Consider the following 11,114-nt stretch of genomic DNA (forward strand, 5'->3'; position numbering starts at 1 on the left):
GGACCATCCTCTGCGATCGCCCTGCCGCAAGGGGGAGGGGACACCCGTGACTTATCGGGAGCGGGGGCTGCGGCGCCGTGACACGAACCCGCCAATCCAACGCGAAACGGTCTGAAGCCGCCGCAGAAGGGGCTGTCGACGAAGCGCCGCCCCCCGTGCGCATCCCCTCGCCCCGCCTGCGGGGAGAGGGACGCGTCTCCCCCCTGCCGGGGAGCGCGTCGAGGCGGCAGCCGAAGGTGAGGGGGCGATTCCGAGTGAGACTCTTCCGGAATCGCCCCCTCACCGTCGCTGCGGCTTCGCCTGCGCTCGCCGCAGGCACGACGGGGTGCCTACGGCCCTCTCCCCGCAGGCGGGGAGAGGGGGATGCGCGCAGACGCTCTGCACGAAGGGGCAACGGCCGGCCCAAACGCATGCACCCCTCTGCGATCGCCCTCTCCTTCCAGGACAGGGGACCCGCGCTGCCCGCCCGATGGGTGAATGCGGTAGCCCGGCAGGAGACGGGGCCGGTCGCGTCTCATCTGCGATCGCCCTGCCGCAAGGGGAAGGGCAATCCGAAGTGCTTCGTCCGGCCGCCGGGACGCGCCGCCCGGCCCCTGCGCGGTTCCGCTTTTGCCCATCATGCACTAGACCCAGCAACCCGTCCGGTCCTCCGCCCGGTCCAACTCGCCCCTGAAGAAGCGCCCGCCCCCCCATGTGCGAACTGCTCGGCATGAGCGCGAACGTGCCCACCGACATCCGGTTCTCCTTCGCCGCCCTGGCGCGGCGCGGCGGCGAGACCGGTCCGCATGCCGACGGCTGGGGCATCGCGTTCTACGAGGGACGGGGCGCCCGCGCCTTCCACGAGCCGGAGCCCAGCGCCCAGTCGGAGCTCGCAAGACTCCTGCGCCGCACGCCGATCAAGAGCCGCATCGTCATCGCCCACGTGCGCAAGGCGAACCGCGGCCGGGTGAACCTCGAGAACACCCACCCGTTCAGCCGGGAATTGTGGGGCCGGCGCTGGACCTTCGCGCACAATGGCCAGCTCAAGGGCGTGAAGAGGTGGCCCCTGACCTGGTTCAAGCCCGTGGGCTCCACGGACAGCGAGCACGCCTTCTGCTGGATGCTCGACCAGCTGCAGCAGCGCTGGCCCGACCTGCCGAGCCCGGCCCGCCTCGACCGCGCCGTGGCCGACCTCTGCGCCGAGCTCCACGCCTTGGGCGTGTTCAACATGCTGCTCTCGGACAGCCGCACCCTCTACGCCCATTGCGGCAAGCGCCTGTGCTACCTCACCCGGTGCGCGCCCTTCGGCACCGCCACCCTGGTGGACGAGGATTGGCGCGTCGATTTCGCCCAGGAGACGGGCACCGACGACGTGGTGACGGTGATCGCCACCAAGGCCCTCACCCGCGACGAGTGCTGGACCGACGTCGAGCGCGGCCACGTGCTGTCGCTGCGCGACGGGGCCGTGCGCATCCTCAAGCCCAACGGCCGGGTGTCCGCGCGGGCGCCGTCCCCCTGCGGCTGTTGATGCCGGGGACCGCGCAACCCTGACGGTTGCGGGCCGGGATGCGTGGCCGGGCGGGATGCGCTACAACGCGTTCAAACGACGGGCCCCGCGCGCAGCGGCGTGCCGCCCTCCCCCGCGATCAGAACACGACGAGCCATGACCCGCGACGCGACCGACACTGCCGCCGACCTCGACGCCCCGGCGGATGCCCGCCCGAACCTGTCGTCCAACATCCGGACGCATCTCGGCGATCACCTGCGCACGGTCTACGACCGCCTGCCCACGGACGAGCAGCCGAGCCGCTTCGCCGAACTCATCGAGAAGCTCGAAGCGGCCCTGAAGGCCCGCGGCGAGGCCATCGAGCCCGAGTTCCGCAACGGCCTCCTGGCCGCCGTGCCGTCCTTGCGCGCCTTCGCCCTGTCGCTCACGAGCAACCCGGCCCGCTCCGACGACCTCGTGCAGGACACCCTGCTCAAGGGCTGGCAGCACCGCGCCCGGTTCCAGCCCGGCACCAACCTCAACGCGTGGCTGTTCACCATCCTGCGCAACATCTTCTACTCGGACCACCGCAAGCGCGTGCGCGAGGTCGAGGACCAGGACGGCTCCTACGCCGCCCGCCTCGCCACCGCCCCGCACCAGGGCGACCGCCTCGACGTGGAAGACCTGCAGACGGCGCTGGCCAAGCTGCCGCCCGACCAGCGCGAGGCCCTGGTGCTCGTCGGCGCCGAGGGCGTCTCCTACGAGGAGGCCGCCGCCATCATGGGCTGCAAGGTCGGCACGGTGAAGAGCCGCGTCAGCCGCGCCCGCGGGCGCCTCGCCGAACTGCTGGGCTACGACGAGGAAGACCTGTCGTCGGACCGGCTCATCCAGTCGGCGATGCCGAAGGACTGAAGCGGGCGCGTTGTCCGGTGCTGCGTCCGGGTGGTCGCGGAGGGCGGGTCGACCGCACGCCGGTCGTTCGCCTGTTGCGTCGGCCGCAGGCGCGCATTCCCCTCTGCCCGCAAGCCTTCCGGATTCACACATTGTCAGCGCGACGCGGCTCTCCTCCCCCTTGCGGGGAGGAGTCGGAGGTGGGGGTGGCTCCGCCAGCCTCAGCCGGCTCAGGGTCACCCAACCACCCCCACTCCTAACCTCTCCCCGCAAGGGCAGGGCGATCGCAGATGGGTCTTCCCGGCGCTCGAACGGCGAGGCAAAGCGCTTCGAACGGTCGCGACAGGCCCCCTCTCCTGGAAGGAGAGGGTTGGGGTGAGGTGTGCGAACTCTCCGAAAGGGTCACACACCTCACCCTGTCCCTCTCCTTCCAGGAGAGGGGACCCGAGCATCCCGCGAGATGTGTGAATGCCGTAGCCTTCCAGGAGAGGGCGGGGGTGAGGTGTGCGAACTCTCCGGAGAGTCGACGACCCTCACCCCAACCCTCTCCCAAACAGGAGAGGGCGCCCGTCGCGGTTCACCTGCGATTGCCCTGTCGCAAGGGGGAGAAGAACGCGCTCTGCCAGGCAAAACGCTGGATGTGTGAATTCCGTAGCCCCGCAGACGGGGCGAGGGGATGCGCGCCAGGCGGTCGGTTTTCCTTAAACGTCGCGATTCGCGCCTAAAACTGCCGCGCCCCCCAAAACCCCTAGTTCCGCGCGCCCTGCGATGCGCCGATGCCGCCGAGACCGATGCCGGTGTTGGCGCTGCGGCCGGAGCCGCCGCCCATGTTCCCCATGCCGCCGTGGAGGCTGCTGACGCCCTGGCCGCGCAGGACGCCGGTGGGGTCGCGGCGCGCCTCGGACCGGGGGATCTCGATGGTCTGCTGCGGCGCGCGGTAGGTCGGGGCCTGCTTGAGGGCGTTCCACGTCCGCGACTGGGCGAGGGCGGCGCCGGTGCCGAGGGCGAGGATCTGAGCGGCGGCGAGGGCGACGACGAGGTGCTTCATGATGCTCTTCTGTGCGAGTGGCCTATAATTTAATCAACGTCCCACACAGACTGCATAATCCATAGACTCATGTGCCCTTCCGCAAGGCATTGTGCCCTTTCTCACATCATCGACGGGAGCGGGGATGAGGGCCGGCCCCACTTCGATCGGGGCGTACCGGCTCCGTCCCCGGAGGTTCGCTGCCGGCCCTGCGCCACCGGCCCTGCGCCGCCGGCCGCAGGTTTTTCGGCATCCCTTTGCGGGGGTCGCACGTTGAGGCCCCGAACCCGGCAGCGCTTCACAGCGACGCGGGACACTTCAATCGGGAGATGTGAACCATGACCCTCAAGACCCTTCTGGCCGTCTCGGCCCTCGCCCTCAGCCTGCCGATGGCCGCGCAGGCCCAGGGCCTCGTCCGCGGCGCCGAGCGCGGCGCGCAGGACGGCGCCGATGCGGCCGGTCCCCTCGGTGCCATCGTGGGCGGTGCCGTCGGTGCGGCCACCGGCACGGTGGGCGGCATCCTCGGCGTCGACGACCGTCCGCGCTTCCGCCAGTACGTCACCCGCGAGCGCCGCTCGTCCTACGCCTACGATGGCGACGTCCGCGTCGGCACCGTGCTGCCGAGCGCCGGCGTGACCTATTACGACGTGCCGGACGAGTACAACGCCCGCGACTCGCGCTACACCATCGTCAACGAGCGCCCGGTGCTGGTCGACCGCAGCCGCCGCATCGTCGAAGTCATCGACTGAGATCGGGACCGACGTCGCGCCGCCTCCGAAACTGAGAAAGCCCCCGGCGACGGGGGCTTTTTCTTGTGGCGCGGGCGATGATTTGTCGAAGGCGGCGCAACACTTGCCCCGTCCGGATCGTTGCCCAGTCTTCAGCACGACGGGAGATTCACCGTGAGCGACCACCCCCTGCCCGACGCGGCCCTGCCGGAGCCGGTGCGCGACCACCTCGGCCAGCAGCTGCGCTCGGTCTTCACCACGGACGAGGCCGTGCCGGAATACCTCGGCGATCCGGTGACGCCGGCGGCGTTCGGGCCCCAGCTCAAGCGCCTCGAAGTCCGCCTGAAGACCCACGAGGAGGGCACCGGCGCCGTGGAATCGGCCCTCGACGGCCTCGTCGAGGACCTGACGGGGAAAGCGCGCTGATCAGACCGCCGGCTTCGTCGCCAGGAGGTCGCGGATCTCGGTCAGGATCTTGACGTCGGCCGGCACCTCGGGGGCGGGCTTGGCCTCCTCGCGGGTGACGAGGCGGTTCATGGCCCGGATCACCAGGAACAGCACGAAGGCGACGATCATGAAATTGATCGCCACCGTGAGGAACTGTCCGTAGCCGATCACCGCGCCCTGCTTCTTGGCGTCGGCATAGGCGGCGCCCTTCTGCACGCTCGACGACAGGGCGATGTAGTAGTTCGAAAAGTCGAGGCCGCCCGTGATCGCCCCGATCATCGGCATGAACACGTCCTGCACCGCCGAGGTGACGATGGCGCCGAAGGCCGCGCCGATGATCACGCCGACGGCGAGATCGACCACGTTGCCGCGCAGGGCGAATTTTTTGAATTCTTCGAACATCGTGCGTCCCCGCGGAAATTTCCTCCGCGAAGACTACGGGATGCTGTTGCACCGCGACAGGCGCGCCGCTCAGCTGTCCACGGCGCGATCGCGCTCGGAGCCGCCGGGGTCGCGGTCGTCGTCGGGGGCCGGCAGGCTCGCGGCCGCGCGCGCTTCGGCCCTGGCCCGGCGGCGGTACTGCGCCGCGCCGATGGGCAGGGTGACGAGGTAGCCGAGACTGAGCGCCACCATGGCCTCGAACGGGAACGAGATCAGCAGGCCGAAGCCGGCGACGCCGACGAGGAAGATCGGCAGCACGGCCTCCCGCGGCACCCGCTTGCCCACGGTCTTGCCGGAGAAGGTCGGCACCGTGGAGACCACGAGCAGGGCGATGCACAGCATGTAGCCGAGCACCACCGGGGCGGCCCAGCGCTCCAGGGGCAGGCCGAGGAAGTGCAGGTAGAGGGGCAGCAGCACCGTGAGCGCCCCCGCCGGCGCCGGCATGCCGACGAAAAAGTCCTTCTTCCAGGCCGGGCGGTTGGGATCGTCCAGCATGGCGTTGAAGCGGGCGAGGCGGAGCGCCATGGCGATGGCGAAGATGAGGGCGACGATCCAGCCGACCGACTTCAGCTCCTTGAGGGCGAAGCCGTAGAGGATCAGGGCCGGGGCGCAGCCGAAATTGACGAAGTCGGCCAGCGAATCGAGCTCGGCCCCGAAGCGCGAGGTGCCCTTGAGCATCCGGGCCACGCGCCCGTCGATGCCGTCGAGGAAGGCGGCGGCGACGATGGCGATGACGGCGGGCTCGAACTTGCCCTCGAAGGCGAGGCGGATGGCGGTGAGCCCGAGGCACAGGGCCATCAGGGTGATCATGTTCGGCGCGATCATCCGGAACGGCACCGGCTTGAACCGGCGCGGCCGCGGCTCGTTGGCGTCGGGGGCGAAGGGCGGGAACAGGTCGTCCATGCTCATCCCCTCAGATGCGCCGGAACGTGCGCTCGGGTCCACCCGCCAGATCCGCCAGGACGGTCTCGCCCGCCACCGCCTTCTGGCCCAGCCCGACGAGGACGCGGGTGCCCACGGGCAGGTAGACGTCGACCCGCGAGCCGAAGCGGATCAGGCCGAAGCGCTCGCCGACGTTGAGGGTGTCGCCCGCGTGGACCCAGCCGACGATGCGGCGGGCCACCAGCCCGGCGATCTGCACCACGCCGATGCGCAAGGGGGCGCCCGCGTGCGTCGTCTCCATGACGAGGCCGTTGCGCTCGTTGTCGTCGCTGGCCTTGTCGAGCTCGGCGTTGAGGAACAGGCCCGGCGTGTAGTGGATCTGGCCGATCCGGCCCGTCACCGGCACGCGGTTCACGTGGCAGTCGAACACGTTCATGAACACCGAGATGCGCAGCATTGGCTCCTGGGGCAGGTCGAGCTCGGGCGGCGGCAGCACCGTGGAGATGAGGTTCACCCGCCCATCGGCCGGCGACACCACGAGGCCGTCGCCCACGGGGGTGACGCGCTCCGGATCGCGAAAGAAGTAGCAGACCCACAGGGTGAGGATCAGAAAAATCCAGCCGAGGGACTGGGCGAAGTACCCGCCGATCACCGTCAGCACGATGCCGATGAGGATGAACGGATAGCCCTCCTTGTGGATCGGCACGAGGGTTCGGCGAATCGTCTCGAGGAGGTCGGACATGCGGTCTTTCAGATCGTGGCCCGGCACGGGCGCGAACGGGAATCCGGACTCCGCGCGATGGCAGGGCGGGGGGCGCGCGTCAACCTTTGGGGGGTTTTGGCGGCGGGCGGCGACGCCCCCTCGCGGACGCACCCCCTTTCCCGGACGCCTGCAACGCAGTGGAAGGCGATCCGGGACCCAGCACACGACGAGCCGCGCAGCGGCGCGACTCCCAGCGCGGGCGCGGAAGCCGGACGCTGCGCGCCTTTTTGCGCTGGGTCCCGGGTCGCCTTCCGCTGGCGCTCCATGCGCCCGGGACAGGGGCGGTGGTTTGGCGCGACCCGTGGTGTAACTTTGGCCTCGGTCGAGAGCCCGAATCGTCACGGAGGGAAACGCAGTGCCCGATCAAGGCATCCAATTGAAAAACCCGGCCCATCCGGGCGAATTCGTCCGCGAACTCGCAGAAGACCTCGGCCTGTCCCTCACGGACGCCGCCGTTGCCCTCGGGGTGCCCCACCCGGCCCTGCTCGATCTGGTCAACGAACGGGCCGCCTTGTCGCCGGACATGGCCCGACGCCTCGAAAAGGCGTTCGGCGTATCGAGGGAGACGCTGATGCGGATGCAGGACAATTTCGATATCGCGCAGGCCGATAAACAGTCTTGAGGCCGCACGAGTGTTCGGACCCTGCCACTCCCGCCGTGAGCCGTTCCGCGTCAGGACGCATCCGGCATGGAGGCGGGGTCGCGGGCGGCATGGCGGACACCGATGACGATCAGTTCGGCGTCGGTCACACGGTAGAAGATCAGGTAGGGATAGGGCCGCACCACGATGCGCCGCAGCGTCGGGTGGCTCGTGCGCTGGCCGCTGTGGGGATGCTCGGTGAGAAGATCGATCGTCTTCAGGATGCGCGACCGGACGCGGCGCGCGCCCTGTGGCGACTGGTCCGCGATCCCGTCGAGGACGCCGGCGAGTTCGGCCACCGCCTCCGGGGTGTAGCGCAGCCTCAAAGGCCGTGCTTCGCCCACACGGCCCGCACCTCCTCATCGCTCGCGAACTCGCCGCGTTCGGCCTGTGCGAGGGACTTGGCGAGGGACGCTGTTTCGACCGGCGTGAGCTGATAGACGGCCTGCTCGTCCTCATCGCCTGCGAGGCTCAGCAGGACGCGGGCGAACGCGTCCTGTGTTTCGGGCGGGAAGGCGCGGACGCGCTCGATGGCCTGATCCAGAAGCTCGGTCATGTGGGTATTATGCATGAAATCTCCATTCGACCGGAAGGGGGCTAAGCCGGCAACTTCTTTGTCGGGAAACTCCTATCTCAGGGCCGAGACCGAGTCCGCCTCCAACCCTTTGCGAACTTACGGCTCAGCGTCAGAGTGGCCCATCGCGCGCGAACACGAACAGAATGATGCAGACCCTCCAGATACACGACCTGTTGCCATCGAAGAATATCGTCGTTGACCCCCGTGCCGTGCTCACAATGCTCGGCGAGCGGGCGATCCGTGCGTCGTGGGAAATTGCTGGGGTCGCTCGCTACGATGAAACCATCATGATCGTCGGAAATGAGGCTGCAGAGCGCCTTAAAGTATTGTCCGGGTCGCAGAGCCGAGTGTCAGGCACCCTGCTAACCGAACTCGTTCACCAAACAGTCCAAATCATCTGGGGCGAGTTCACTGCCTATGAAGAAGGGGAAGATGCGCCCTGGGTAATAGTCCGAGCTATCGACAGTTCGTGGTGCGAGGTCGAGACGGGGGATGAGAGTGTTTTAGATCAGGTGCGAAGAATTTTTGCAGACGTGCGAGCCGTTCTCTAAAAATCCGCTTCCCACCTTTGCGGGCCATAAGTTTTCCATTCGTCGCAAGTCATGGATACGGCACCTGTTCTCTGGCACGTCAGAGCTCATAATCTTTATAGAAAGAGTGCGAAGCTCATTGGTGTCTACAGATTCCAAGAGAGCGCCGACGCTGCCGTGTTGAGACTGAAAGCGCAGCCAGCATTCCGCGGTCACTTTCAAGGGTTTGAGGCCAGCAACTACCCTCTTGATAAGGATCACTGGACCGAAGACGGTGTCAGCAGCGACGTTGATTAAAAAGTCCAAGTCCGCAACCGTTCCGAATAGAACGTTCGAACAGCTCCCAATCTGACTAAATTCTCATCAGCAATAAGAATCTGGCGAAGATAGTTAACTCAAACCCAACTTTCGTCCGCATTGACTTAGTTCTATATCAGACATGAACTGAATCTTAAATAAAGGAATTTCGCATGGGTTGGCGAAAAGACGTCACCATTCCTGAGGATAAATTTGATTCCGTGCTCGACTACTATAAGTCCATGCGAAAAGGCATGCGCGAGAAGGCCAATCAAAATAAGTTGGAATCCCAGTTATCTTTTACAACAATTATCGCGTGCACTTTGCTCGCACCGTTGTTAGTAACCTTGGGTGATGGAATTTTTCTGTCTAAGGTCGTTCCCTCGTTGTTGTCGGTGACGGCAGGCGGCCTCACAAGTTGGCTGCAACTCAGGAAACCGCAACGCCTGTGGGTGCTGTACCGGCGTGCACAGCGCGAATTAGAGGAACAGAAAGCCAACTTCGACTTTAAAGATGGGGATTTCGCCGATACGGCGGAGGCAGACAAGCTGCTTGCCCGGAAAATTACGCAAATTGCCTGCTGGGTGCATAATTCATGGGAAGGCTTAGTTCCCGAGCCCGAAATGCTTGCCAGTGGCTCAGCTAAGAAATTATCAGATAACCGGAAAACCGATGATACCGCCAAAGATAGCTAATTCTCCGCTCAACACTAAATATGGCCTCTTTAACCTCTACGTTTTTTCTTGGTCCGACAACGAGCAAGATAACGTGCTAGCACTGGAATCCAACTTCGCAGGCAGGACGCCGTTGGTCCGCGTTCAAAGCGCTTGCTACACGGGCGAGATTTTTGAAAGCACGGATTTTGACTGTCACTGGCAATTAGAGATGGGCCTGCATCGTATCCAGAAAGAAGGAGGGATTTTTATCTACATGCTCTGCGATGGGCGTGGTGCGGGTCTTCTAACTAAAATCAAAGGCATGAACATCACCGCGACCGAAGGTTTAGACACTGCAGAAGCATACAAGAAGCTAGGCTCGCCCATTGATCCACGCGAGTACGAGCGGGCAGCCTTTGTGCTCGATCATTTTGGTGTTTCGTCGTGCCGGCTCCTAACGAACAATCCGCGAAAGGTCTTGGGACTGAAACGATGCGGCATCGATGTCGCGCGGGAGGAGCATATGAGCGAACCCACCGCGCTGAATGAATCTTACCTTCGATCAAAAGCTGAGAAACTGGGTCATATGATGAAACCCTTTGGGACTGACGGTTAAGTTGCGCTTCTGAAGATTTTTTGCACTACGCTCAAATCTCGCACCTTCGGCGAACGGCAAGTTTATTCTTCATAGCTGCCGCCGATCAGAAGCTATAAAAATGCCTGCTTTTTATCACTAGCAGACGTTCGGTAGTTATTTAGGGGCCTACTGACGCTTCGAGCTAAAGCGTTGTTGAGTGTAGCGATAGCATAGAAAGACCGGCATTATAATAGCTGAAATATAAAATACAAATGCATACTCAGACGGAATTTGAAATGCGCCGCAAATCACAAGCATCGAAGCACAAAACGCAAAGATCTTGAGTGATCGTGTTATTACGGTTTTGAATGCTGGAACATCCAAGAAAAAATCTGTAAGAAAACTATAAATACTAAACATAACAGCCCCTGCGCGCGGCTCTATATGATCTTACATCCGAAAGCAGAATGACTGCTTCCCACCCTTAGCGGAGGATTGATTTTCTCATTCGAACGCAGCCATCGGCATCTCCAAGCAGTTCTGGCGCCTGCGTTGTGACACGGGTCCAGCCTGTCGCCGTATAGAACCCCTCGGCATCTGAAGCCGCACTCACGAACAGTCCGTTCAGCCCAATCTCTCGTGCATAGCCTTCAACCATCGTGTCGAGCACACGGCCGTGCCCCTGTCTCCGTAGGGACGTTGTGATGGCGACCAGCCTTACGATGCCCGTTCCGTCCCGCAGGTCGTCCAGCCGCGTTGTGCCGATCCCCTCCTCATCCAGCTTCAGAAGCAAGGCATGATGGTGAGCAAAACGCTCCTGCGGGCGAGCATCGTCGTAGCCATCAAGACCTCTCTCCTCCCAGAGCGAGGAACGACGAATGGCATGGTAGACCTGCCAGTCGGCGGCGTCGGCGATGCGGATGAGAGTATATTTCGTCGGTCCAGCATACCTATGGGATGGTTGCTTTTCACCCATAGCAGCCACTCCCATCTACCTGCCGCAAATCGAGATTTTCAACAAAGAATGAAAACTCTGCTCGTTGCAGCCTGATGCGACCTTGAGATCGATCTGCCGAGTCAGAGCTTCGCTTTCCAACCGCCGACGAAGCATGGGTAAATGCACCAGCGTGCAAGTAAGAAACGCCCGCTACTCCGCCGGCACAGCCTCCCGCCCAACCCCCACACGTCTCGCT

Annotated in this window: 15 protein-coding genes; 8 read left to right on the top strand and 7 right to left on the bottom strand. The window is 64.4% G+C overall.

What is annotated here, in order from left to right:
• Nucleotides 1-691: 691 nt before the first annotated feature.
• Together FV218_RS20220 and FV218_RS20225 are read left to right on the top strand one after the other, a co-directional pair.
• Nucleotides 692-1,507 carry a class II glutamine amidotransferase gene (locus FV218_RS20220; RefSeq protein ID WP_147711306.1) on the top strand — a complete coding sequence of 272 codons (816 nt, stop codon included), beginning with the start codon at nucleotides 692-694 and terminating at the stop codon, nucleotides 1,505-1,507.
• Between the two features lie 135 nt (nucleotides 1,508-1,642).
• Nucleotides 1,643-2,377, top strand: coding sequence for a NepR family anti-sigma factor (locus FV218_RS20225; RefSeq protein ID WP_056090900.1), 735 nt, complete (start codon nucleotides 1,643-1,645; stop codon nucleotides 2,375-2,377).
• A 727-nt stretch (nucleotides 2,378-3,104) separates the two neighbouring features.
• Here the strand turns inward: FV218_RS20225 and FV218_RS20235 are convergent.
• Nucleotides 3,105-3,404, bottom strand: coding sequence for a hypothetical protein (locus FV218_RS20235; protein ID WP_147711310.1), 300 nt, complete (start codon nucleotides 3,402-3,404; stop codon nucleotides 3,105-3,107).
• Between the two features lie 317 nt (nucleotides 3,405-3,721).
• Here FV218_RS20235 and FV218_RS20240 point away from each other — a divergent pair, with 317 nt between their 5' ends.
• Both FV218_RS20240 and FV218_RS20245 read left to right on the top strand, forming a co-directional pair.
• Entirely contained in the window at nucleotides 3,722-4,132 is a 411-nt protein-coding gene (locus FV218_RS20240; RefSeq protein ID WP_056090891.1) for a DUF1236 domain-containing protein, read from the top strand.
• Between the two features lie 153 nt (nucleotides 4,133-4,285).
• The gene (locus FV218_RS20245; protein WP_147711312.1) at nucleotides 4,286-4,537 is read left to right on the top strand and encodes a hypothetical protein; all 252 of its coding nucleotides are present in this window, start codon (nucleotides 4,286-4,288) and stop codon (nucleotides 4,535-4,537) included.
• On the opposite strand, the gene mscL is transcribed toward FV218_RS20245, so the two are convergent.
• The 3 genes from mscL to FV218_RS20260 all read right to left on the bottom strand — a co-directional run bounded on the left by mscL (nucleotide 4,538) and on the right by FV218_RS20260 (nucleotide 6,623).
• Nucleotides 4,538-4,960, bottom strand: coding sequence for a large conductance mechanosensitive channel protein MscL (mscL, locus tag FV218_RS20250; RefSeq protein WP_147711313.1), 423 nt, complete (start codon nucleotides 4,958-4,960; stop codon nucleotides 4,538-4,540). It abuts the gene before it with no gap.
• A gap of 69 nt (nucleotides 4,961-5,029) precedes the next feature.
• A complete protein-coding gene (gene pssA / locus FV218_RS20255; protein ID WP_147711314.1) occupies nucleotides 5,030-5,902 on the bottom strand; it encodes a CDP-diacylglycerol--serine O-phosphatidyltransferase in 873 nt (290 codons plus the stop codon).
• Between the two features lie 10 nt (nucleotides 5,903-5,912).
• Nucleotides 5,913-6,623 carry a phosphatidylserine decarboxylase gene (locus FV218_RS20260; protein WP_147711315.1) on the bottom strand — a complete coding sequence of 237 codons (711 nt, stop codon included), beginning with the start codon at nucleotides 6,621-6,623 and terminating at the stop codon, nucleotides 5,913-5,915.
• Nucleotides 6,624-7,020: 397 nt separating this feature from the next.
• Here FV218_RS20260 and FV218_RS20265 point away from each other — a divergent pair, with 397 nt between their 5' ends.
• Nucleotides 7,021-7,266: a HigA family addiction module antitoxin gene (locus FV218_RS20265; RefSeq protein WP_147711322.1), complete on the top strand. Its 246-nt coding sequence runs from the start codon at nucleotides 7,021-7,023 to the stop codon at nucleotides 7,264-7,266.
• Between the two features lie 50 nt (nucleotides 7,267-7,316).
• Here the strand turns inward: FV218_RS20265 and FV218_RS20270 are convergent, their stop codons facing one another.
• Nucleotides 7,317-7,610 (bottom strand): type II toxin-antitoxin system RelE/ParE family toxin, encoded by a 294-nt coding sequence (locus FV218_RS20270; protein WP_187273116.1) that lies wholly within the window; start codon nucleotides 7,608-7,610, stop codon nucleotides 7,317-7,319.
• Nucleotides 7,607-7,840, bottom strand: a complete 234-nt coding sequence (locus tag FV218_RS20275; protein WP_147711323.1) for a hypothetical protein — start codon at nucleotides 7,838-7,840, stop codon at nucleotides 7,607-7,609. The genes FV218_RS20270 and FV218_RS20275 overlap by 4 nt, the downstream gene beginning before the upstream one ends.
• Nucleotides 7,841-8,004: 164 nt before the next feature.
• Between FV218_RS20275 and FV218_RS20280 the strand changes: the two genes are divergently transcribed.
• The 3 genes from FV218_RS20280 to ribA all read left to right on the top strand — a co-directional run bounded on the left by FV218_RS20280 (nucleotide 8,005) and on the right by ribA (nucleotide 9,960).
• Nucleotides 8,005-8,412, top strand: coding sequence for a hypothetical protein (locus FV218_RS20280; protein ID WP_147711317.1), 408 nt, complete (start codon nucleotides 8,005-8,007; stop codon nucleotides 8,410-8,412).
• A 497-nt stretch (nucleotides 8,413-8,909) separates the two neighbouring features.
• On the top strand, nucleotides 8,910-9,383 hold the full coding sequence (locus FV218_RS20290; RefSeq protein ID WP_187273117.1) for a DUF4231 domain-containing protein: 474 nt from the start codon (nucleotides 8,910-8,912) through the stop codon (nucleotides 9,381-9,383).
• On the top strand, nucleotides 9,361-9,960 hold the full coding sequence (gene ribA, locus FV218_RS20295) for a GTP cyclohydrolase II RibA (RefSeq protein ID WP_147711320.1): 600 nt from the start codon (nucleotides 9,361-9,363) through the stop codon (nucleotides 9,958-9,960). Before FV218_RS20290 ends, ribA begins: the two co-directional genes overlap by 23 nt.
• 445 nt (nucleotides 9,961-10,405) lie before the next feature.
• On the opposite strand, the gene FV218_RS20300 is transcribed toward ribA, so the two are convergent.
• The gene (locus tag FV218_RS20300) at nucleotides 10,406-10,897 is read right to left on the bottom strand and encodes a GNAT family N-acetyltransferase (RefSeq protein WP_187273118.1); all 492 of its coding nucleotides are present in this window, start codon (nucleotides 10,895-10,897) and stop codon (nucleotides 10,406-10,408) included.
• Nucleotides 10,898-11,114 lie beyond the last annotated feature (217 nt).

The organism is Methylobacterium sp. WL69 (assembly GCF_008039485.1).
Lineage (GTDB): Bacteria > Pseudomonadota > Alphaproteobacteria > Rhizobiales > Beijerinckiaceae > Methylobacterium.